The sequence below is a fragment of the Roseicella sp. DB1501 genome (genome assembly GCF_013112485.1).
Taxonomy (GTDB): Bacteria; Pseudomonadota; Alphaproteobacteria; order Acetobacterales; family Acetobacteraceae; genus Paracraurococcus.
Genome location: NZ_JABFHG010000001.1, coordinates 25,989 through 46,801, shown reverse-complemented (window position 1 = coordinate 46,801; position 20,813 = coordinate 25,989). Strand labels below are relative to the sequence as shown.

Annotated in this window: 18 protein-coding genes; 17 read left to right on the top strand and 1 reads right to left on the bottom strand. The window is 73.0% G+C overall.

Going from position 1 to position 20,813, the window contains the following annotated elements; all coding sequences use genetic code 11:
• The first annotated feature begins 162 nt into the window (after positions 1–162).
• From ltnD to HJG45_RS00135, 15 genes are all read left to right on the top strand, one after another.
• Positions 163–1,059: an L-threonate dehydrogenase gene (gene ltnD, locus HJG45_RS00205; protein WP_171610075.1), complete on the top strand. Its 897-nt coding sequence runs from the start codon at positions 163–165 to the stop codon at positions 1,057–1,059.
• Positions 1,060–1,180: 121 nt separating this feature from the next.
• Positions 1,181–1,405, top strand: a complete 225-nt coding sequence (locus HJG45_RS00200; RefSeq protein ID WP_171610074.1) for a hypothetical protein — start codon at positions 1,181–1,183, stop codon at positions 1,403–1,405.
• Positions 1,406–1,524: 119 nt separating this feature from the next.
• The gene (locus HJG45_RS00195) at positions 1,525–2,361 is read left to right on the top strand and encodes a flagellin (protein WP_171610073.1); all 837 of its coding nucleotides are present in this window, start codon (positions 1,525–1,527) and stop codon (positions 2,359–2,361) included.
• Positions 2,362–2,488: 127 nt separating this feature from the next.
• Positions 2,489–2,851, top strand: a complete 363-nt coding sequence (locus HJG45_RS00190) for a flagellar biosynthesis regulator FlaF (protein ID WP_171610072.1) — start codon at positions 2,489–2,491, stop codon at positions 2,849–2,851.
• Between the two features lie 26 nt (positions 2,852–2,877).
• Positions 2,878–4,326, top strand: coding sequence for a tetratricopeptide repeat protein (locus HJG45_RS00185; RefSeq protein WP_171610071.1), 1,449 nt, complete (start codon positions 2,878–2,880; stop codon positions 4,324–4,326).
• A 1-nt stretch (position 4,327) separates the two neighbouring features.
• Positions 4,328–6,616, top strand: a complete 2,289-nt coding sequence (locus tag HJG45_RS00180) for a tetratricopeptide repeat protein (RefSeq protein WP_171610070.1) — start codon at positions 4,328–4,330, stop codon at positions 6,614–6,616.
• 444 nt (positions 6,617–7,060) lie between these two features.
• Positions 7,061–8,266: an ergothioneine biosynthesis protein EgtB gene (egtB, locus tag HJG45_RS00175; RefSeq protein ID WP_171610069.1), complete on the top strand. Its 1,206-nt coding sequence runs from the start codon at positions 7,061–7,063 to the stop codon at positions 8,264–8,266.
• Positions 8,263–9,219: an L-histidine N(alpha)-methyltransferase gene (egtD, locus tag HJG45_RS00170; protein WP_171610068.1), complete on the top strand. Its 957-nt coding sequence runs from the start codon at positions 8,263–8,265 to the stop codon at positions 9,217–9,219. Before egtB ends, egtD begins: the two co-directional genes overlap by 4 nt.
• Before the next feature lie 91 nt (positions 9,220–9,310).
• Positions 9,311–10,045 (top strand): glycerophosphodiester phosphodiesterase family protein, encoded by a 735-nt coding sequence (locus tag HJG45_RS00165; protein ID WP_171610067.1) that lies wholly within the window; start codon positions 9,311–9,313, stop codon positions 10,043–10,045.
• Between the two features lie 325 nt (positions 10,046–10,370).
• Positions 10,371–12,743 carry a tetratricopeptide repeat protein gene (locus HJG45_RS00160; protein WP_171610066.1) on the top strand — a complete coding sequence of 791 codons (2,373 nt, stop codon included), beginning with the start codon at positions 10,371–10,373 and terminating at the stop codon, positions 12,741–12,743.
• A complete protein-coding gene (rfbF, locus tag HJG45_RS00155; RefSeq protein WP_171610065.1) occupies positions 12,740–13,510 on the top strand; it encodes a glucose-1-phosphate cytidylyltransferase in 771 nt (256 codons plus the stop codon). The genes HJG45_RS00160 and rfbF overlap by 4 nt, the downstream gene beginning before the upstream one ends.
• Positions 13,507–14,556 carry a CDP-glucose 4,6-dehydratase gene (rfbG, locus tag HJG45_RS00150; protein ID WP_368040481.1) on the top strand — a complete coding sequence of 350 codons (1,050 nt, stop codon included), beginning with the start codon at positions 13,507–13,509 and terminating at the stop codon, positions 14,554–14,556. Before rfbF ends, rfbG begins: the two co-directional genes overlap by 4 nt.
• On the top strand, positions 14,553–15,800 hold the full coding sequence (locus HJG45_RS00145) for a class I SAM-dependent methyltransferase (RefSeq protein ID WP_171610064.1): 1,248 nt from the start codon (positions 14,553–14,555) through the stop codon (positions 15,798–15,800). Before rfbG ends, HJG45_RS00145 begins: the two co-directional genes overlap by 4 nt.
• Entirely contained in the window at positions 15,797–16,336 is a 540-nt protein-coding gene (locus HJG45_RS00140; RefSeq protein ID WP_171610063.1) for a dTDP-4-dehydrorhamnose 3,5-epimerase family protein, read from the top strand. Before HJG45_RS00145 ends, HJG45_RS00140 begins: the two co-directional genes overlap by 4 nt.
• Positions 16,329–17,237 (top strand): NAD(P)-dependent oxidoreductase, encoded by a 909-nt coding sequence (locus HJG45_RS00135; protein ID WP_171610062.1) that lies wholly within the window; start codon positions 16,329–16,331, stop codon positions 17,235–17,237. The genes HJG45_RS00140 and HJG45_RS00135 overlap by 8 nt, the downstream gene beginning before the upstream one ends.
• Here the strand turns inward: HJG45_RS00135 and HJG45_RS00130 are convergent, their stop codons facing one another.
• Entirely contained in the window at positions 17,238–17,849 is a 612-nt protein-coding gene (locus tag HJG45_RS00130) for a TetR/AcrR family transcriptional regulator (protein ID WP_171610061.1), read from the bottom strand.
• Between the two features lie 217 nt (positions 17,850–18,066).
• On the opposite strand from HJG45_RS00130, the gene HJG45_RS00125 reads away from it, so the two are divergent.
• Together HJG45_RS00125 and HJG45_RS00120 are read left to right on the top strand one after the other, a co-directional pair.
• The gene (locus tag HJG45_RS00125; protein WP_171610060.1) at positions 18,067–18,915 is read left to right on the top strand and encodes an ABC transporter ATP-binding protein; all 849 of its coding nucleotides are present in this window, start codon (positions 18,067–18,069) and stop codon (positions 18,913–18,915) included.
• Positions 18,912–20,810, top strand: coding sequence for a long-chain fatty acid--CoA ligase (locus HJG45_RS00120; protein WP_171610059.1), 1,899 nt, complete (start codon positions 18,912–18,914; stop codon positions 20,808–20,810). The genes HJG45_RS00125 and HJG45_RS00120 overlap by 4 nt, the downstream gene beginning before the upstream one ends.
• Positions 20,811–20,813: the final 3 nt, after the last annotated feature.

Here is a 20,813-nt window from a genome sequence, read left to right as displayed (position 1 = left end):
GGGGGCGCCGGACGCGGCGGCCCGTATCGCTGCGGCGCGCCCCGCGGGCTGCCTGCGGCCGGAGCCTAGACCGGATCGCCGCACGGCGGAACGCTCGCGGCCCGCCCGCCTTGACCTGCGGTCGGCCAGGCCGGAGCGTGCGGCAGGATCGGGGAGGATGGCATGCGCGTCGCGGTGATCGGGCTGGGCAGCATGGGCATGGGCGCGGCGCTGAACCTGCTGCGGGCGCCGGGGCTCGAGGTCGCGGGCTGCGATCCGCGGCCGGCGGCGCAGGCGGAGTTCACCGCGGCCGGCGGCCGGGCGGCCGGGAGCGCCGCCGCGCTGCCCGAGGGCACCGAGGCGGTGCTGCTGCTGGTGGTCAATGCGGCGCAGGCCGCGGCGGCGCTGTTCAGCACGGAGGGCGTGGCGCCGCGCCTCGCGCCCGGCGCGGTGATCGTGAACTCCTGCACCCTGGCGCCGGAGGATGCCCGCCGCCTCGCCGCCGAGGCCGAGGCGCGAGGCTTCCTCTATGTCGATGCCCCGGTCTCCGGCGGCGCGACCGGGGCGCGGGCCGGGCAGATGACCGTCATGGCCTCGGGCAGCGAGGCGGCGATGGCGAAGGCGCAGCCGGTGCTGCAGGCCATCGCCAGGAAGGTCTGGCATCTGGGCGAGGCGCCGGGCCTCGGCGCGACCATGAAGGTGGTGCACCAGCTTCTCGCCGGCGTGCATATCGCCGTCGCGGCCGAGGCCATGGCGCTCGGCATCAAGGCCGGCCTCGACCCGCAGCGGCTGTTCGAGATCGTCACCAGCGCTGCCGGCAATTCCTGGATGTTCGAGAACCGCATGCCGCATGTGCTGGAGGGCGACGAGACGCCGCGCTCGGCGGTCGACATCTTCGTCAAGGATCTCGGCCTGGTCGGCGACATGGCACGGAACGTCGCTTTCCCGGCGCCCCTGGCGGCGCAGGCGCATCAGCTCTTCGTCGCGGCGCGGGCGCAGGGGCATGGCGGCAAGGACGATGCCTTCGTCATCCGCGCCTATCAGGCGCTGACCGGGATCCGGCTGCCGCGAGAGGACTAGCAACGAAGCCAATCAATGGCCTGGGCCGGTTTCCGGCCCATGCCGCAGGCTGTTGCAGGCCGTGAACGGAGAGTGAACTTTAACGCTTGCGCAGGGGTTCGCTCTTTGTTCCAATCGGGCCATGCAGACCCAGGCCCTCTTCGACGGCTTCGCCATCCCGCCCTCTCCCCGCCCTGCCCGGGCGGCGCCAGCCCCGTGGTACGGCCGGTTGCGCAAGGTGCTGCGGGCACTGCGCGGCGCCTGGGGGCGCCTCGGCCCGGTGCAGGAGGCGAGCCTGGTCGGCATCGTCAGCCTGCTGGCCTTCCGCGGGCTGGCCGAGCTCACCTTGTGGCTGCAGGGCGTCTGACCGGCGCCGTGCCCTCGAAGTTTCGGGAACGGCTTTAACCCCGATTTCATCCCCGCCGGGCAAGGCTGCCGCCGTGGTCCCGGACGAGCCGGGCCTGGCAACGGAAGGGGAAAACCCGCATGCCCTTGAACTCGGTGAACACCAACACCGGCGCGATGGTCGCGCTGCAATCGCTCAACCGAACCGCCGACGAGCTGACCGCGACCCAGAAGCGCATCTCGACCGGCTACCGTGTCTCCGACGCCAAGGATGACGGCGCCGCCTATGCGGTGGCCGAGCGCGTGCGGGGCGAGATCGCCGCGACGCAGTCGGCCAATGAGCAGCTCGGCGGCGTCAAAGGCCTGCTCGACGTCACCAATGCCAGCCTCACCAACGTCTCCGACACGCTGAAGACCTTGAAGACCATCGTCGTCAAGCTCGCCGACGGCACCATCACCAGCGACCAGAAGGCCCAGTACCAGAGCCAGGTGAAGGAGCTGACCAGCAACATCAAGTCCTTCATCCAGGATGCGAACTACAACGGGCAGAACATCCTGACCCCGAACAGCAGCACCCTGACCAAGACCGTCGTGCGCAACGGCGCCGGCGACAACTACACCTTCAGCGCCTATGCCGCGCTGACCAACATCTACAACAACATCTCCGCCGCCAACACCTGGTCCGCCACCTCCGCCGCCGCCGCGGTCACCAATGGCGGCGCGCTGACGAAGGCGATCAGCAACACGCTGACGCAGCTCAACAACTTCGGCAGCTACTCCAACTACATCGACAGCCAGATCACCTACAACAAGGCGAAGATGGACGCGCAGGAAAGCGGCCTCGGCGCCCTGGTCGATGCCGACCTCGCCAAGGAATCCGCCAAGCTGCAGTCGCTCCAGATCCGCCAGCAGCTCGGCACCCAGGCGCTCAGCATCGCCAACTCCGCGCCGCAATCCCTGCTCAGCCTGTTCCGCTAGCCACCCTCCGCGTCGTCCGCCCCGCTCCGCGCGCGGGCCACGGCATTGCCGGCAGGATGCCGGCCGACGCTTCCCGTCACGCCGTCGCGGCATCGCCCGAGCGGCACTCCAGCAAGGAATGCTGCGCATGACCCAGGAATTCCCCGCGCCCAGACCGCCCTCCATGCCCTCCGCCGGCGCCGCGGCCTATCGCCGCAGGTTGACCGCCAAGCAGATGGAGGCCGAGGTCTTCGTGCGCGCCAACCGCGCCATCCGCGCCGCCGATGGCGCCGAGCCGCTCGCCCGCGCCCGCGCCGTCGCCGACAACCGCCGGCTCTGGGATGCGGTGCATGCGTCCGTCATGGACCCGACCAATGCGCTGCCCGCGCCGCTGCGGGCGCAGATCGCCGGGGTGGCGCTCGCCGTGCTGCGCGAATGCGACCAGCCATCGCCGGATCTCGGCTTCGTTGCCGAGATGAACGACCACTTCGCCGCCGGTCTCTGGCGGTGAGCGCCCCGATGATGCGCCCCGCGCCCATGCCGGCAGCCGCCCCGGCGACGCCCGTCACCGATCGCCTCGCCGAGCAGGCGCGGCTGCTGCTCCGCGACGGCCGGGCCGAGGAGGCGCTGCCGATGCTCGACCGCCTCCGGCATCTCGGCGCCCCCGCCGCCGCCGCGCTGCGGGCGGAGGCGATGCTGCAGCTCCACCGCCTCGAGGAGGCGGAGGCGGCCGCCGATGCCGCCCTGCTCGAGGCCGAGGATGCGTCGCTGCTCCGGCTGCGCGCCCGGATCCGCCTGGCGCGTGGCCGGCATGCCGGCGCCGTTGACGACGCCGCCGCGGCGGTGATGGCCGCGCCCGAGGACCGCCCGGCGCGACTGCTGCTGGGCTCGGCGCTGCTCGAGACCGGCCGGCATGACGAGGCGATCTGGTTCCTCGGCGAGGCCTGGCGGGCCGAGCCCGGCAACCACGCGCTGCAACTCCGTCTCGGCCAGGCCTTCCTGCGCGCCGGCCGCTACGAGGCGGCGAGCGAGCTGTTCCTGCATTGCGAGACCGCCGCCCCCTGGACGGCGGGCGTCTCGGCGCTGCGCGCCCAGGCCGCCCTGCTCGCCGGCGATGCCGAGGCGGCGGCCGGCCTCGCCCGCGCCGCGCTGGCCCGGGGCGTCGTCGACGGCGCGGTGCACAGCGTCCTGGCGCATGCCCTGGTGAGCCTCGGCCGGCTGGAGGAGGCGGGGCCGCATTTCGCGGCCGCCGCCCGGCTGGCGCCGGACAACCCCTATATCGCGCATCTCGCCGCCGCCGCCGCCGGCACCGCGACCGACCGCGCCCCGGCCGGCTATGTCATCACGCTCTTCGACGGCTATGCGGCGCATTTCGAACAATCCCTCCTCGGCCTCGGCTACCGGGTGCCCGGCCTGATCCGCCGGGCGGTGGAGCGGCTGCGGCCCCGGAGCATGCAGGAAGGACTCGGGCCGGTGCTCGATCTTGGCTGCGGCACCGGCCTCGTTGGCGCGGCGCTGTCGGACCTGCTGCGCGGGCCGCTGGTCGGGATCGACCTGTCCCGCCGCATGCTGGAACAAGCCGCGACGAAGGGCATCTATACCGAGCTGCGCCAGGCCGACCTGACCGAGGCGCTGCCCGCCGAGGAGGGCGGCTACGCCCTGATCACCGCGGCCGACGTCTTCTGCTATTTCGGCCTGCTGCAGGAGCCGCTGACGCTCTGCCGGCAGCGTCTCGCCCCTGGCGGCCTGCTGCTCTTCAGCCTGGAGCAGGCGGCGCCCGGCGAGACCTGGCGGCTCGGCCCCGAAGGCCGCTACCGGCACGCAGCCGGGCATGTGACGGCCTGCGCCGCCGCATGTGGGCTGGAGGTGCTGGAATGCCGACCGGAGGCGCTGCGCCGCAACGGCGAGTCGAGCGCGCCCGGCCTGCTGGTCGCGGCCTGGGCAGCGAAACCCCAGGCGGCGAACCCTCGGGCGGCGAGGCACTGAGATGCTGGCATCGGACCGCGCCGCGGAGACGGAGGCCTGGCGGTCGGGCCTGGCGGCCCTCGCCGCCGGCGCCCCGGCATCGGCCGTGCCCCTGCTGCAACGGGCGGCGGCGGCCGGGGAGGGGGGTGGCCTCGCCTTCCTCAATCTCGGGCTGGCGCTGATGCAGCTCGGCCGGCTGGACGAGGCGGAGCCGGCCCTGGCGCAGGCGGCGCGGATGCTGCCCGGCCATGCCGAGCCGCCCTTCCGCCTCGGCACCCTCGCCGGGCTGCGCGGCGAGGCGGAGCAGGCCGCCCGCCTCTTCGTCACGGCGCTCGCGCACGATCCGGGCCATGTCCCGGCGCTGGCCGCCCTGGCCATGCTCGAAGAGGCAGCCGGCCGGCTCGAGGCGGCGGCGGGCCTGATCGCGCGCGCCCGGGCGCTCGATCCCTCGGAGCCGGAGCTCGAGGTCGTCGCGGCGCGCCTCGCCCTCGCCCGCGGCGAGTTCGGGGTGGCCTGCGACGCGGCGATGCGGGTGCTCGCCCTGCGCCCGGATCATGTCGGCGCAGCGCGGCTGTTGGCCCAGGCCTGGCTGCGGCGGGACGGGGCTGCGGCGGCGCTGGCTGGCATCGCGGCGCGCGCCAGGGCCGTGCCCGATGCCGCCGGCTGGGCCGTGGCCGCGGCGGAGCTGCACGGGCTCGCCGGCCAGCCGGCCGCGGAGCTCGCCGAGCTTCGCGCCGCCCTGGCCCTGGCGCCGGAGAACGGCGAGTTGCAGGCCGCGCTCGGCCTGGCGCTGGCCGATGCCGGACATGATGCCGAGGCCGAGCCGCTGCTGCGCGCCGCCATCGCCGCGCGGCCGAGCGAGCTCGACCTGCGCAATCGGTTGGCGACGGTGTTGTGGACTTCCCACCGGGTGTCGGCGATGCTCGAGGTGTTGGAGGAGGCGATCCGCGCCTTCGGTCCGCAGCCCATCCTGCTGCTGAACCAGGCCCTCGCCCTGAATGCCCTCGGCGAGCAGGCCGCGGCGCTCGACACGGCGGAACGCGCCGTCGCGCATCCCGCCGGCGGCAGCCAGGCGCTGATCACCCGTATGGCGGTGCAACCCTATCATCCGCAGCGCGGCCATGCCGCGGCGCTGCTGGCCTCCGGCCGCGCCATCTGCGAGCGGCTCGGCCCGGCCGCGCCGGCGCCCGCGCGGCCGCGCGACGCGGACCGGCGGCTGCGCATCGGCCTGCTCTCCGGCGGCCTCGGCCAGCATCCGGTCGGCTGGCTGACCTTGGCCGGGCTGGAGGCCTTGCCGGAAGCCGATTTCGAGCTGTTCGCCTACAGCCTGAAGCCGCGCAAGGACGCCATGGCCGGGCGCTTCCGGGCGCGCTGCGCGGCCTGGCGCGAGGTGGGCGCGCTGGAGGATGCCGCCATCGCCGCGCTGATGGTGGAGGACGGCATCGACCTGCTGCTCGATCTCGGCGGCTATGGCGATGGCGGCCGTCCGGGCGTGCTGCAGCAACGGCCGGCGCCGGTGCAGATCAAATGGGTCGGCATGCAAAATGGCAGCATGGGCCTCGACGGGCTCGACTGGATGCTGACCGATGCCTGGGAGACGCCGCCGGGGTTCGAGCGCTTCTATGCCGAACGCCTGCTGCGACTGCCGGATGGCTATGTCTGCTACGCGCCGCCGCCCGCGGCGCCGCCCGTCGCGCCGCTGCCGGCCCTGGCGCGTGGCCATGTCACCTTCGGCTGCTTCAACAACCTCGCCAAGATCACGCCGCGCGTGCTGCAGGTCTGGGGCCGGATCCTGCACGGCCTGCCGGAGTCGCGCTTGGTGCTGCGCACCCATGCCCTGGCCGAGACCGCCACGCGCGAGCGGGTTGCGGCCCGACTGGCGGCGGCCGGGGTTCCGGTGGAGCGTGTCACCCTCGCCGGCGGCGTGCCGCACCAGGCTCTGCTCGCCGCCTATGGCGAGGTGGATATCGCGCTTGACCCCTTTCCCTATGCCGGCGGCCTGACGGTGTGCGAGGCGCTCTGGATGGGCGTGCCGGTGGTCGCCCTCGCCGGCGACAGTTTCTGCGCCCGGCATGCGGTGAGCCATCTCTCCAATGTCGGGCTTCCGGACTGGGTCGCGCGGTCGGAGGCGGAGTATGTCGACCTGGCGCTGGCGCGGGCCGGCGATCTCCCGGCGCTGGCCGGGCTGCGGACAGGGCTGCGGGCGCGCGTCGCGGCCTCCCCGCTGACCGATGCGCCGCGCTTCGGCCGGGCGCTGGCCGCCGCCTTGCGCGGCGCCTGGCGGGAATGGTGCGAGGGCGGGACCGGGTGACGGCGTCGCGATGCATTCCCAGGCCCTGGGCTGGCGCATCAGCACGCATCGATTGTGTCGCGGGTTTTTATCGCAACTCCTATTCTGCGTGCGGCGGCATGATGCGTAGTGCGGTTGCGGTGATGCGAAGCGCGCACGCTGCGGTATCCGGCACTCGAGCAGCCCATGGTCACGAATCCCGGGCCTGCCGGCCACGGACAGCGTGAGCCGGAACCATTGCCTGCTCCCGGCTTTTCCCTTTCAGGTAAGGCGGTCAGCAGGCATCGCCGGTCAGGGCCCTGCGCTTCATCGTCCATCCGGGCGATTTCTCCACGCCATCGCCGGTCTGCGCGTCGAGGCCGGTCTCCGGGTCAGCGCCGCACGGTGCCGGGAGCGCGGGGCGGGGACCAGCACCGCCGGCCTTCCAGCCGGGACCGCCAGGGGTGGGAAACACCAGGAGCGTGCATGAACGTGATCCAGACCCGCGGCCCCGCGGGCAGTGCCGCCCGGACCGATGCGCGCTACGCGGCGGTTCGGGCGAGGACCGAGGCGCTGGCGGCGCCGCTCTCGCCGGAAGACCAGTGCATCCAGTCGATGCCGGATGCGAGCCCGGCGAAGTGGCACCGGGCCCATACCACCTGGTTCTTCGAGACCTTCCTGCTCATCCCGCACCTGGACGGTTATCAGCGGTTCGATGAGCGGTTCGGCTTCCTGTTCAATTCGTATTACGAAGCGGCGGGGCCGCGCCACGCGCGCCCGCGCCGCGGCATGCTGACCCGCCCCTCGGCGGCGGAGGTCACCGCCTATCGGGCGCATGTCGACGCCGGAATGCGCAACCTGCTCGGCGACCTGCCGCCCGAGGCGCAGCCGTTGGTGGAGCTCGGCCTGCAACATGAGGAGCAGCACCAGGAGCTGCTGCTGACCGACATCCTGCACGCCCTGTCGCAGAACCCCCTGCTGCCGGCCTATGCCCCGGATTGGCAGGAGCCGCGCGCCGCGACCGGTACGCCGCAGTACCTCCCCCTTCCGGAAGGTATCGCCGAGATCGGCCATGCCGGGGCTGGCTTCGTCTTCGACAACGAGACGCCGCGGCACCGGACCTGGATCGCCGGCTGCCGCATCGCCGATCGGCTGGTCAGCAATGCCGACTGGCTGGCCTTCATGGCGGATGGCGGCTACCGCACGCCGACGCTGTGGATGAGCGATGGCTGGGCGACCTGCGCCGCCGAGGGCTGGGAGTCGCCGCTCCATTGGCATCGCCGCGGGGATGGCTGGATGCAGTTCACGCCGGGCGGGCTGCGGCCCCTCGACCCCGCCATGCCGGTCCGGCACGTCTCCTGGTACGAGGCGGACGCCTTCGCCCGCTGGTCCGGCAAGCGCCTGCCGACCGAGGCGGAATGGGAGGCGGCGGCGGCATTGCCGGGCTTCCGCGACGCCACCGGCATCGGCTGGCAATGGACCAACAGCGCCTATCTCGCCTATCCCGGCTTCCGCCCGTGGGAAGGCGCCGTCGGCGAGTACAACGGCAAGTTCATGATCAACCAGATGGTCCTGCGCGGCGGCTCCCTCGCCACGCCGCCGGGCCATGTGCGTCCGAGCTACCGCAACTTCTTCCCGCCCGGGGCGCGCTGGCAGTTCAGCACCCTGCGCCTGGCGGAGGATGCGGCATGAGCGGCGCGCTGCTGCGCGACGCGGCCGAGGCGCAGCGCGCCGCCCTGGTCGCCGATGCCCTCGCCGGCCTGTCCGCCCCGCGCAAGACGCTGCCCTGCAAATGGCTCTACGATGCCGAGGGGGCACGCCTGTTCGAGGCGATCACCCGGCTGCCCGAATACTATCCCACCCGGACCGAGACGCGGATCCTCACGGATCAGGCGGCGGCGATCGCCGATGCGGTCGGGCCCGGTGCGGCGGTGATCGAGTTCGGCCCGGGCGACGGGGCCAAGGGGGCGCTGCTGCTGCAGGGCCTGCATGCGCCGGCCGCCTATGTGCCGGTCGACATCGCGCCGGAATGGCTTGAGGCGGCGGCGGCCCGCGTCGCCCAGGCCCGCCCCGGCCTGGCCGTGCTGCCGGTGGTCGCCGATTTCACCGAGGCCTTCGCACTGCCCCGCCGGCTCGGCGCGGCGCCGCGACTCGGCTTCTTCCCCGGCTCGACCATCGGGAATTTCGAGCCGGCGGAGGCCAGCGCTTTCCTGCGCCGGGCGCGCAGCACGCTCGGCGCCGGCGCGCGCCTGCTGCTCGGCGCCGATCTGGTGAAGGATGCGGCGGTGCTCGAAGCCGCCTATGACGACGCCGCCGGCGTCACCGCCGCCTTCGACCTCAACCTGCTGCACCGGCTGAACCGCGAGGCCGGCGCGGATTTCGACCCGGCCGGCTTCCGCCACCGCGCGGTCTGGAACCCGGCGCTCGAGCGGATCGAGATGCATCTGGTGGCACAGCGGCCGCAGCAGGTTCATCTGGCCGGCCGCGTCTTCCGCTTCGCCGCGGGCGAGACCATCCATACCGAGAGCAGCCACAAATACCGCCCCGAGCGGCTCCGGGCCCTGGCGGCGGCGGCCGGATGGCGGGCGGACCGGATGTGGACGGACCCCTCGCAGCTCTTCTCAGTCTGGCTGCTGCAGGCTTGAGGCAGGGCAGGCAGAGCCATGCCGCCGCTCCGGGGCAGCCTGCCGCGGTGCGGCGTTCAATCCGATATCGATCCGTTGTAGCCTGCCGCGCATGACCCGCACCGAGATCGCCAGCCATCGTGGCGGCGCGTTCCTCTGGCCCGAGAACAGCCTGCTCGCCTTCCGTCAGGCTCTCGCCCTGCCGGCCGAGCAGCTCGAACTCGACGTGCATCTCTCGGCCGATGACGTGCCGGTGGTGATCCATGACGCGCTCCTCGACCGCATGATCGACGCGACCGGACCGGTGCGGGCGCGGAGCCTGGCGCAGCTCCGGCGCCTTCGCGTGAAGGGCACGGGCGGCGAGACGCTGCCGACCCTTGCCGAGGCGGTCGCGCTGACCGCGGCCGCCGGGCGCATCCTGCGGCTGGAGGTGAAGGCAGGGGTCGACGGGCGGCCCTACCCTGGGATCGTGCCGGCCTGCCTCGCCCTGCTCGATGCGGCCGGGATGCGGGGGCGCTGCGTGGCGATGAGCTTCCAGCCCGGCACCGTCGCGGAATTCGCGGCGGCGGGCGGGCTGCTGCGGCGGGTGCTGCTGCTCGACACGCGGTCCTGGCGCGGCATGGGCCTGCCGCTCGCCGTCGCGCTCGCCCGGAGTTGCTGCGCCGAGGAGATCGGCCTGGCAATCGGCGATCTCGATGCCGAATCGGTGGCGGGCTTCCGCGCCGCCGGCCTTGGCGTCGGAACCTGGGGCGCCAATGACGAGGGCACGATCCGGCGGGCCATCGGGCTCGGCCTCGACGCCATCGCCACGGACGACCCGCCGCTCGCCCTGGCGCTGCGGGGCTAGGAACTCTCCGCAAAGCCGCTTCGCGTCTTCGCGGGGGCCCATGGGACCCCTCTTGCCCAAGATCCATCACGGCCTGCCGCGGCGAAGCCACGGCAGGGCAACGGGCTGTGACGGTTCCGACAGGCGTGCGGCCGGTCCTGGCGGGGAGGGCGAGCCCGGCCACCCTGTCGCCTTCCGGCACGCGGCACATTCCGGGGCCGCGTTAGACTCTCGGTAAGCATCGTCATTCACCGGCAAGGGGAACGAACCCGCTTCGCGGCGTCGGCAGGGCACGCCTCCGGCGGCGCTTTGCCGGGCGATGCCGCCGGAGGATCAGACACCGCGCATGCGAGTGGCCCGGAGACCCGCCCCCACCGCCGCCAGGCCCGCGTCCATCGCCTCGGAAGCCGAGCTGCGGCGCCGGCTCATCGAGGCGCCGGCCGATGCCGCAGCCTGGACGCAGCTCGGCCAGCTCTGCGCCGCCGCTGGCCGCCCCGTGGATGCCGCCGCCGCCTTCCGCCAGGCGACCGCTGCCGGCGCCTCGGCCCTGGCCCTCGCCATGCCGCTGGCCATGGCGCTGAGCGAGGCCGGCGAGGCGGAGGCCGCCATCGCGGTCGCCCAGGCCGCCTGGGCGAAGCGGCCGAAGGAGGCGCTGCTGGCCAACCTGCTCGGCGTCATGCAGCGGCGCGGCGGCCGGCTGGCGGAGGCGCAATCGACCTTCGAGGCGGCGCGGCGCCTCGACCCGCGCGCCGTCTCGCCCTGCCAGAATCTCGGCAACCTGCACGACCAGTGCGGCCGCTTCGCCGAGGCCGCCGCGGCCTATCGGGCCGGGTTGCGGATCGAGCCGCGCAACGGGGCGCTGCACCGGCTGCTCGGCCGCGCGCTGCGCCTCTGCGGCGATCCCGCGGCGGCGGTGGCGAGCTTTGAGCGCGCCATGACCTGCGGCGCCGACGACCTCGACACGCTGACCGATCTGGTCGGCTCGCTCTTCGAGCTCGATGAGGCGGATCGCGCCATGGCCGCCATCGCCCGGGCCCGGGCGGCGCAGCCGGAGGATGCGGCGCTGACGGTGCTCGAGGCCCGCATCGCCTACCGCCTCGGCCGCCGCGACGAGGCGCGGCGCCTGGTGGAGGCGGCGCTCGCCCGCAGCCCCGGCGATGTCGAGGGCGTGCTGCTGCTCGCCCGGCTGCATGGCGAGGGCGACCTGGCGGCGGGCAACGAGGCCCTGCGGCGCGGCCTGGCGGCCAATCCGCAATCGTTGCGGCTGCTGGGGGCGCTGGTCGAGAACCTGTCGCGCAGCCGCCATGGCGACGAGGCGCAGCACCTGCAGGAGGGCTACGAGCTCGCCTGCCGGCTGCTGCGGCTGGCGCCGGGCCGGCTTGGCGGGCAGGTCCGCGCGCTGCGCAGCGTCTTCCTGCGCTGCCTCGACCATGACCGCCTTGAGGCCTGCGGGTCGCTCGGTGACCTCGCGCCGCGCTGGGTCGCGGAGGGCGAGATCGCGGCGCTGCATTACGAGCTGGGCCGGGTCGAGGGGCTGGAGGACCGGCTGCGCATCGTCGAATGGCACCGGGAGTGGGGCCGCCGCGCCGCGGCGCGGATCGCCCCCGTCGCCCGACCTGCCGCGCCGGCCCTGGCCGGCGGGCGGCGCCTGCGTATCGGCTTCATGTCGAGCGACCTGCGCGACCACCCGGTGAGCTACTTCGCCATGCCGCTGCTCGAGCGCTTCGACCGCGAGCGGGTGGAGGTCTTCTGCTATTCCTTCTTCGAGCGCGAGCGCGATCCCGTGCAGGCGCGTATCGAGGGTCAGGTCACCGGCTTCCGCTGGTGGCCGCGCCGCCCCTCGGCGGAGATCGCGGCCGGCATCGCCGAGGACGGACTCGACATCCTGTTCGAGCTCGGCGGCAGCACAGCGATGAACCGGCTCGACGTCATGGCCTATCGCCCGGCGCGGATCGGGGCGAGCTGGCTGGGCTACCCGCATTCCGCTGGGCTGGAGGCGATCGACTACATCCTGGTCGATCCCTATCTGCGCCCGGCTGATCCGCGGCTGCTGATCGAGCGCCCCTTCGAGCTGCCGGAGAGCTGGGTGGCGCTCGGCCCGCTCGGCTTCCGCGAGGTGCCGATCGAGGCGGAGCTGCCGGAGGAGCGGCAGGGCGCACTCACCTTCGGCACCATGAACAACCCCTACAAGTTCACCCGCGCCTGCCTCGATGCCTGGGCGGCGGTGCTGCGGGCGGTGCCGGGCTCGCGCTTCCTCTTCGTCCGCCCCGAGGCGCGCAGCCCGGCCTTCGTCGAGAATGTCCGGGCGGCCTTCGCGGCGCGCGACGTCGATCCCGACCGCATCGCCTATGTCGGCGTGCGCGGCCAGCACCTGCCGCACTACAACGCCATCGACATCGCCCTCGACAGCCTGCCGCATGTCGGCGGCACCACCACCTGCGAGACCCTCTGGATGGGCGTGCCCTGCGTCTCCCTGGTCGGGCCTGGATTCCCGGAGCGGCTGAGCTATTCCAACCTCAGCAATGCCGGCCTCGGCGATCTCGCGGTGTTCAGCGTCGAGGATTACGTGGCGACGGCCGTAGCGCTGGCCGCGGACCGGCCGCGCCGGCGCCTGCTGCGGCATGGGCTGCGCGACATGATCCGGCGCAACCCGCTCGGCCAGCCGGAGCGCTTCGTCCAGGCCTTCTATGCGAAGGCCGCGGAGGTCGCGCGGGCATGAAGGCGGTGATCCTGGCCGGCGGCCGCGGCACCCGGCTCGCCGAGGAGACGACGCTGCGGCCGAAGCCGATGGTCGAGATCGGCGGCTGGCCGATCCTCTGGCACATCATGAAGATCTACGCCGCGCAGGGCGTCACCGACTTCGTCATCTGCCTCGGCTACAAGGGCTGGCAGATCAAGGAGTACTTCTTGAATTACCGGCTGCACGCCTCCGACCTGTCGATCGACCTCGCGGCCGGCCGGGTCGAGGTGCTGCGGCCCTGCGCCGAGCCCTGGCGTATTGCCCTGGTGGATACCGGGGAGGACAGCATGACGGGCGGGCGGCTGCGGCGCATCGCGCCCTATGTCGTGGACGAGCCGGCCTTCTGCATGACCTATGGCGACGGCCTCGCCGATATCGATATCGGCGCCCTGACCGGCTTCCACGCGGCGCATGGCCGGCTGGCGACCGTCACCGCGGTGACGCCGCCGGGGCGCTTCGGCGCGCTGGCGCGGGACGGCGCCGCGGTGCAGGCCTTCATCGAGAAGCCGCCCGGCGATGGCGGAGCGATCAATGGCGGCTTCTTCGTCCTGTCGCCAAGGGTGCTCGACCGCATCGAGGGCGATGCGACGGTCTTCGAGGACGAGCCGCTGCAATCCCTGGCGCGGGAGGGCGAGCTGATGGCCTATGACCATCCCGGCTTCTGGCAGGCGATGGACACGCTGCGCGACCGGCAGCAGCTCGAACGGCTCTGGGCCGAGGGACGGGCGCCCTGGAGGCGGTGGTGAGCCCCAGGGTCGATTTCTGGCGCGACCGCCGCGTCCTCGTCACCGGCCATACCAGCTTCAAGGGCGCCTGGCTCGCCCTGCTGCTGCGCCGGCTCGGCGCCGTGGTGACCGGCATCGCCCTGGCGCCCGAACCCGGTCCCAACGCCTTCGAGCTGCTGCGCGTCGCGCCGCTGCTCGCCGCCGACCACCGCGCCGACCTGCGCGACGGCGCAACGCTGCGGGCGCTGCTGCGGGCGGCGCGGCCGGAGATCGTGCTGCATCTCGCGGCCCAGGCCTTCGTCGGCCGCGGCCATCGCGAGCCGTCCGCGACCTTCGCCATCAACCTCACCGGCACCCTGCATGTGTTGGAGGCGCTGCGCGACCTGCCGGGCCTCGCCGCGGCGGTGATCGTGACCTCGGACAAGGTCTACCGCAACGACGGCAGCGGCCGCGCCTTCCGCGAGGAGGACCCGCTCGGCGGCGCCGATCCGTACAGCGCCTCCAAGGCCGCGGCGGAGATCGCCGTCGCCTCCTGGCGCGCCTCCTTCGGGGAGGAATTGCCGCCCCTGGCCACCGCGCGGGCCGGCAATGTCATCGGCGGCGGCGATTTCGGCCCGCAGCGCCTGGTCCCCGACCTGGTCCGGGCGCAGCAAGCCGGTCTGGCGCTGCGGCTGCGCCGCCCGGATGCGACGCGGCCCTTCCAGCACGTGCTGGACGTGCTGCGGGGCTATCTGCTGCTCGCCGAGCGGGTGGCGACGGGGGATGCGCCCATGGCGGTGAATTTCGGCCCGGCGGATGGCGAGGTGCGGGTGCGCGACCTGCTCGACATCTGGGGCGAGGCGACCGGCCGACCGGTGCGCTGGGAGCTGGAAAGGGGACCGCTGATGCCCGAAGCGCCGCGCCTCGGCCTCGATTCCAGCCTCGCCGCCGAGAGCCTCGGCTGGCGCCCGCGGCTGGCGACGCCGGCGGCGATCGCCGAGACGGCGCGCTGGTACGAGGCCTGGGATGCGGGGGCCGACCTGCAGGCCGCGGCGATCGCCGCCATCGACCGGCTGGTGCTGGCATGAGCGGCGCGCATCGCGTCGCGGCCTGCCGGGCCTGTGGCGGCCGGCTCGGCCCGGTCTTCTGCGATCTCGGCACCCAGCCGGTCGCCAATGCCTATGTCCGGCCGGAGCGGGCCGGCGCGGCGGACCCGGCCTTCCCGCTGCGCGCCGTGGTCTGCACCGCCTGCCGGCTGGTGCAGCTCGACACCGTGGTCGATGAGCGCGGCATCTTCGGCGACTACGCCTATCTCTCCTCCATGTCCTCGACCTGGCTGGCGCATGCCGCGGGTTTCTGCGCGGCGATGACGGCGCGGCTCGGCCTTGGGCCGGACAGTTTCGTGGTCGAGGTCGCCAGCAACGACGGCTACCTGCTGCGCAATTTCGTCGCCGCCGGCGTGCCCTGCCTCGGCATCGAGCCGGCGGCGAATGTCGCCGCCATCGCCCGCGCCGCGGGGGTGCCGACCGAGGCGCGCTTCTTCGGCCGCGCGGCGGCGCGAGACCTGCTGGCGGCGCGCGGCCGGCCGGCCGATCTCGCCATCGCCAACAACGTGCTGGCGCATGTGCCGGGTCTCGACGACTTCATCGGCGGCCTGGCCCTGCTGGCCGGACCCTCCGGCGTGGTCTCGATCGAGGCGCCGCATCTGGTGGCGCTGGTCGATGGCGTGCAGTTCGACACCATCTATCACGAGCACTACGCCTATTGGTCCCTGCTCGCCATGGAAGCGGCGCTGGCGCGGCAGGGGCTGCGGGCCTTCGATCTCGAGCGGCTGCCGACGCATGGCGGCTCGCTGCGCGTGCTCGCCGCCGCGACGGTCCGCGGCGCCTCGGAGGCGCTGCGGGCGGTGCGGGCCGACGAGGCGGCACGCGGGCTCGACGGCGACGGCTTCTATGCCGGCTTCATGCCCCGCGTGCAGGCGGTGCTGGACGGGCTGCGCGCCTGGCTGTGCGAGGCGAGGGCGGCGGGGCGGCGGGTCTGCGCCTATGGCGCCGCGGCCAAAGGCAACACGCTGCTCAACGCGGCGGGCGCGACGGCAGCCGATATCCTGGCGGTCGCCGATCGCAGCCCGGAGAAGCAGGGACGGCTGCTGCCCGGCAGCCGCATCCCGGTGCTGACGCCCGAGGCGGTGCTGGCGCTGCGGCCCGACGAGATCCTGATCCTGCCCTGGAACATCGAGGCGGAGATCGCGCAGCAGCTCCGCGCCGCCGGCTATCGCGGGCGCCTCGCCGTCGCCGTGCCGCGCCTCGCGGTGCGGGGCCGGGCGGCGTGAGGTTCGGCGCGACGCCCTTGCCCGGCCTGCTGGAGGTCCTGGCGGAGCCGGCGGCGGATGCGCGCGGCCGCTTCCTGCGGAGCTGGTGCGAGGCGGAATTCGCCGCGGCCGGAATCGACTTCCGGCCGGTCCAGGCCAGCATCTCGGAGAACCGGGCGCGCCACACCCTGCGCGGCATGCACTGGCAGGCGCCGCCGGCGGCGGAGCGCAAGCTGGTGCGCTGCCTGCGCGGCGCCGCCTTCGACGTCGTCATCGACCTGCGGCCCGGCTCGCCCACCCATTGCCGGTGGCATGGCATCGAGCTGTCCGATGCGCGGCACAATGCCGTGCTGATCCCACAGGGCTGCGCGCATGGCTTCCTCACCCTGACCGAGGAATGCTGGCTGGAATACCTGATCGACGCGCCGCATGCGCCGGCGGCCGCGCGCGGCCTGCGCTGGGACGATCCGGCCATCGGCATCGCCTGGCCCGCCGCGCCGGCGGTGATCTCCGAGCGCGACGCCGCTTGGCCCAACCTTGGGCCCGACCATGGCTGAGCGGCTGCTGCTGACCGGCGCCTCCGGCTTCGTCGGGCGGCAGATGCTCGCGCCGCTTGCCGCCAGGGGGGTCGAGCTGCATGCCGTCGCGCGCCGGCCCGGCCCGGGCGATGCGGTCTGGCATGCGGCGGATTTGCGCGACGACGCGGCGATGCGCGCCCTGCTGCGCGACATCCGGCCCGCCATCCTGGTGCATGCCGCCTGGGAGTTGACGCCGGGCCGCTTCTGGACCGCGCCCGGGAATGCCGACTGGCTCGACCTGTCCGTGGCGCTCGGCGAGGCCTTCGCCGCGAGCGGCGGGCGGCGGATGCTGGGCCTCGGCAGCTGCGCCGAATATGACTGGGCGGGGGAGGGGGCCGAGCCCTGGCGCGAGACGCGGCCGATCGCGCCGGCAACGCCCTATGGCCGCGCCAAGGCGGCGCTGGCGACGCGCTGGGCGGCGCTCGGCGAGCGGCGGGGGGTGTCGGTCGCCTGGGGCCGCCTCTTTCATCTCTTCGGCGCGGGCGAGCATCCCGGGCGGCTCGTGCCCTCGGTGCTGGGGGCGTTGCGGCGCGGCGAGCCGGTCGCCCTCGGCTCCGGCCGGCCGGTGCGCGACTTCACCGACACGGCGCCGATCGGCCGCGCCCTGGCGGCGCTGGCGGCGAGCGCGGTGACGGGGCCGGTCAACATCGCCTCCGGCGAGCCGGTGGCGATCCGGGCGCTGGCCGAGCGGCTGGGGCGGCTCGCCGGGCGACCCGAACTGCTGCGCTTCGGCGCCTTGCCGGACCGGACCGGCGAGCCGCCCGCCATGGTCGCGGCGGTGGAGCGGCTGCGGCGCGAGGTCGGCTGGACGGAGCGGCCCTGCCTGGCGCAGGACCTGGCGCGCCTGGTGGCGACGGAGGGCGCCGCGGCGGAGGGCTGATCAGGGCTTGCTCTGACCGCGCCGCCGCAAGCCGTCCAGTGCCAGATCGGTGTGCAGCGCGACGAGCCTCGCCTTGTCCAGCCGTCCGTTCGGCCGGTACCAGGTGCAGATGCCGGTCAGCATGGCGAGCAGGGCGAAGGCGGTGACGCGGACATCCTCGATCGCCAGCGCGCCCGCATCCGCACCAGCCTCGAGCAGCGCCACCAGCCGCTGCTCATAGGCGCTGCGCAGCGCGACGATGCGGGCGTAATTCGGCGCATCCAGCGCCCGCAACTCGAAATTGGCGATGTAGACCTCCTCGCGCCTCTCCATGTGGTAGAGCACATGGTGGCCGATGAAGGCGCGCAGCCGCTCCATCGGCGTCGGCCCGGCGGCCTCGAGCGCCGCATCGGTCGAGGCGAGCAGCGCTTCCATATGCGCCTGCATGAGATCGGCGAGCAGCGCCTGCTTGCTGCGGATATGGTTGTAGAGCGAACTCGGCTGGATGCCGACCTCCGCGGCCAGGTCGCGCAGGTTCATCGCCGCAAAACCCTGGCGATGGATCTGCCGCGTCGCGGCGTGCCGGATCGCCACCGCGGTGCGGGCGCCGCTCGAGCCCGTGATGCGGGCCATTGCCTCTCCTGTGCCGCTTCCTCGGCTTTGGAGGTTTCGGCATCAAGCGGCTTGCGGTCAATCCGGAAACTAACGTACCTTCGTTTGCAGCAGGGCGCCCAAGTCCCTGCCGGGAGGTGACGGATGATGCGCCAGCAGGACAGGCATGTCTGCCGCATCCGCGCGATCGCGCGGCATGATGCGCGCCTCCGTTTCCGGCTCCTTGGACCGCCGGGCCATGCCGGCTGACGCGGCAGCGCCGCCGGACCCGCGCGAGGCGGGTCCCGCCATCCTCGCCGCCGAGCATGTCTCGCTGCGCTTCGGCGGCGTGCGGGCGCTGACCGACATCTCCTTCGAGGTGCGGAAGGGAGAGGTCTTCTCCATCATCGGGCCGAACGGCGCCGGCAAGACCTCCATGGTCAACTGCATCTCCGGCCGCTACCGCCCGACCGAGGGCCGCATCCGCTTCGGCGGCCGCGACATCACCCGGCTGGCGACGCGCCGCCGCGCCGCCATCGGCGTCGGCCGCACCTTCCAGAACCTGGCGCTGTTCGGGCACATGACGGTGCTCGACAACATCATGGTCGGGCGTCACCACCTGCTGCGGCACGGCTTCTGGACCGGCATGCCCTATTGGATCGGCGGGGCGCAGGCGGAGGAGATCCGCAACCGGCGCGAGGTCGAGGAGATCATCGACTTCCTCGAGATCCAGCATGTGCGGAAAGCCCTCGCGGGCACGCTCTCCTACGGCCTGCGCAAGCGGGTGGAACTGGCGCGGGCGATCGCCCTGCGGCCGCAGCTCATTCTGCTCGACGAGCCCATGGCCGGCATGAACCTCGAAGAGAAGGAGGACATGGCCCGCTACATCCTCGACCTGAACGAGGAATGGGGCATGACCATCCTGATGATCGAGCACGACATGGGCGTGGTGATGGACATCTCGCACCGCGTCATGGTGCTCGATTTCGGCCGCAAGATCGCCGAGGACGAGCCCGAGGCGGTGCTGGCCGACCCGCATGTCCGGCGGGCCTATCTCGGCGAGGCGGATGAGGTGGTTCACGATATCGACGAGCCGGCGGACGCATGACCGAGGCCGATACCCTGCCGAAGCTGCTGCGGCGCAACGCCGGCGCGGTGCCACGCGAGGTCGCGCTGCGGGAGAAGGAATTCGGCATCTGGCGCAGCATCACCTGGGCAGAGTACGAGGCGCGGACCCGCGCCTTCGCGCTCGGGCTGCGGCATCTCGGCCTTGGCGCGGGGGATGTGATCGGCCTGATCGGCGACAACCGGCCGGACTGGGTGATGGGCGAGGTCGCGGCGCATGCCATCGGCGCGCAGTCGCTCGGCATCTACCGCGACGCGCTGGAGGAGGAGGTCGCCTATCTGCTGCGCTTCGCGTCCGCCACGGCGGTGATCGCCGAGGATGAGGAGCAGGTCGACAAGTTGCTCAACATCGGCGCCGAGCTGCCGGCGTTGCGGCACATCATCTATTGCGATCCCCGCGGCATGCGCAAGCACCAGGATCCGCGCCTGCTGCCGGTGACGGAGCTGGTGCGGCTGGGCGAGGCGGCGCATGCCGCGGCGCCCGCGGCCTGGGAGGAGATGGTCGCGGCAACCCGCGGCGACGCGGTGGCGATCCTCTGCACCACCTCCGGCACCACGGCGCGGCCGAAGCTGGCGATGCTGACCGGCGGCGCGCTGATCCGCCACTGCGCGGCCTATCTCGAGGCCGATCCGAAGGGGCCTTGGGACGAATACGTCTCCGTCCTGCCGCTGCCCTGGATCATGGAGCAGGTCTATGCCCTCGGCTGGGGGCTGCTGGCCCGGATGAAGGTGAACTTCGTCGAGGAGCCGGAGACCATGATGGCCGATTTCCGCGAGATCGGGCCGAGCTTCGTCCTCTTCGCGCCGCGCGTCTGGGAATCGCTGGCGGCCGAGGTGCGGGCGCGGGTGATGGATGCCTCGCCCTTCAAGCGCCGCATGTTCGATCTCGGCATGCGGAAGGGGCTGGAGGCGCTGGATCGCGGCGAGCGCTCGGTGGTTGCCGACCAGATCCTGTTCCGGGCGCTGCGCGACCGGCTCGGCTTCAGCAATCTGACCTCGGCGGCGACCGGCGGGGCGGCGCTCGGGCCGGATACCTTCCGCTTCTTCCAGGCGATGGGCGTGCCGCTGCGGCAGATCTACGGCCAGACCGAGACGCTCGGCGCCTTCACCGTGCACCGGCCGGGCGAGGTGAACCAGGAGACGGTCGGCACCGCCTTCACGCCCGCGGTCGAGATGCGCATCGACAACCCGGACCAGAACGGCCTCGGCGAGATCGTGGCGCGGCACCCGAACATGTTCGCCGGCTATTTCGGCATGGCGGAGAGCGGCGACCTGCGGGATGGCTGGCTGCATACCGGCGATGCCGGCTACATCGACGCGGCCGGGCAGCTCGTGGTCATCGACCGCATCAAGGACATGGCGACCACCCGCGGCGGCGACCGTTTCTCGCCCCAGTACATCGAGAACAAGCTGAAATTCTCGCCCTATGTCGCGGAGGCGGTGGTGCTCGGCGATGGCCGCCCGCACCTGGCGGCGATGATCTGCATCCGCTTCCCCATCGTCTCGAAATGGGCCGAGCGCAACCGGATCGCCTTCACCACCTATACCGACCTCTCGGCACGGCCGGAGGTGACGGCGCTGCTGCGGGAGGAGGTGGAGAAGGTGAACGCAACCCTGCCCGAGCCGCAGCGCATCCGGGACTTCCTGCTGCTCTACAAGGAGCTGGACGCGGATGACGAGGAGCTCACCCGGACCCGGAAGGTGCGCCGCGGCGTGATCAACGAGAAATACGGCGAGATCATCGAGGCGATGTATCGCGGCGACGAGACGATCCCGGTGGACACCACCATCACCTTCCAGGACGGCACGCGGCAGCGCATCCGGACCACGCTCCGGGTGGTCTCGCTGCGGCCGGCCCTGCGGCAGGCGGCGGAGTAGGGC

Bases quoted from the DNA above. Each gene is read 5' to 3' on its own strand.
- HJG45_RS00185 (WP_171610071.1), top strand. From the start codon at position 2,878: ATGCCGGCAGCCGCCCCGGCGACGCCCGTCACCGATCGCCTCGCCGAG.
- HJG45_RS00130 (WP_171610061.1), bottom strand. From the start codon at position 17,849: ATGGCCCGCATCACGGGCTCGAGCGGCGCCCGCACCGCGGTGGCGATC.
- HJG45_RS00165 (WP_171610067.1), top strand. From the start codon at position 9,311: ATGACCCGCACCGAGATCGCCAGCCATCGTGGCGGCGCGTTCCTCTGG.
- HJG45_RS00190 (WP_171610072.1), top strand. From the start codon at position 2,489: ATGACCCAGGAATTCCCCGCGCCCAGACCGCCCTCCATGCCCTCCGCC.
- HJG45_RS00120 (WP_171610059.1), top strand. From the start codon at position 18,912: ATGACCGAGGCCGATACCCTGCCGAAGCTGCTGCGGCGCAACGCCGGC.
- egtB (WP_171610069.1), top strand. From the start codon at position 7,061: ATGAACGTGATCCAGACCCGCGGCCCCGCGGGCAGTGCCGCCCGGACC.
- HJG45_RS00180 (WP_171610070.1), top strand. From the start codon at position 4,328: ATGCTGGCATCGGACCGCGCCGCGGAGACGGAGGCCTGGCGGTCGGGC.
- rfbF (WP_171610065.1), top strand. From the start codon at position 12,740: ATGAAGGCGGTGATCCTGGCCGGCGGCCGCGGCACCCGGCTCGCCGAG.
- egtD (WP_171610068.1), top strand. From the start codon at position 8,263: ATGAGCGGCGCGCTGCTGCGCGACGCGGCCGAGGCGCAGCGCGCCGCC.
- HJG45_RS00160 (WP_171610066.1), top strand. From the start codon at position 10,371: ATGCGAGTGGCCCGGAGACCCGCCCCCACCGCCGCCAGGCCCGCGTCC.
- HJG45_RS00200 (WP_171610074.1), top strand. From the start codon at position 1,181: ATGCAGACCCAGGCCCTCTTCGACGGCTTCGCCATCCCGCCCTCTCCC.
- ltnD (WP_171610075.1), top strand. From the start codon at position 163: ATGCGCGTCGCGGTGATCGGGCTGGGCAGCATGGGCATGGGCGCGGCG.
- HJG45_RS00145 (WP_171610064.1), top strand. From the start codon at position 14,553: ATGAGCGGCGCGCATCGCGTCGCGGCCTGCCGGGCCTGTGGCGGCCGG.
- HJG45_RS00195 (WP_171610073.1), top strand. From the start codon at position 1,525: ATGCCCTTGAACTCGGTGAACACCAACACCGGCGCGATGGTCGCGCTG.
- HJG45_RS00135 (WP_171610062.1), top strand. From the start codon at position 16,329: ATGGCTGAGCGGCTGCTGCTGACCGGCGCCTCCGGCTTCGTCGGGCGG.
- HJG45_RS00125 (WP_171610060.1), top strand. From the start codon at position 18,067: ATGCCGGCTGACGCGGCAGCGCCGCCGGACCCGCGCGAGGCGGGTCCC.